Annotated in this window: 1 pseudogene; it reads left to right on the top strand. The window is 40.0% G+C overall.

The window, feature by feature from the left end:
- Nucleotides 1-508 (top strand): annotated as a pseudogene (locus tag R7P74_RS29675) (hybrid sensor histidine kinase/response regulator); the annotation flags it as partial.

The raw sequence follows: 508 nt of genomic DNA, 5'->3' as shown, positions 1-508 counted from the left end.
ATGAAATCAATTTTATTGGTCAGTAATCAAGACATTATCGTGCAAAAAATGGCAGATATTAGTCGCTTCATGGGATTTGATGTCACCGTTTTAGATGTAAAAAGCGTCTTTAAAAAGAAAGAATACGAGTTTGAATTTGACCTGATATTTGTCGATGTGGAAAGCCTTGATGTTTTAGAAAACCAATTAGACAGAATCGAATCGTTACTTTCATTTACTGAAGCGCGTGTGGTGTATCTTTTTGAGCACAAACCTGCGCAACGAGCTAAAAAAGTTGGCCATGACCCGATTTGGGTAGAGACTCAAGCGTGGCTGCTAAATACCAAAGCTACGATTGAACGTTTGCTTTACGATTCCACTTATATCTCGTCAACGCTGCCATCTGCGCCTTTAGATAAATCCATCAAGCGAACCATCATGGTTGTGGATGATAACGAGTCTCTGCGTAAGTTTACGGCGATGTTACTAGAGAAGCAGGGATTTGAAGTGGTACAAAAGGAAGATGGTC

It is taken from the genome of Vibrio sp. 2033, assembly GCF_033339735.1.
The sequence above is the reverse complement of the archived record's forward strand: the minus strand, read 5'-3'. Positions and strand labels throughout refer to the sequence as shown.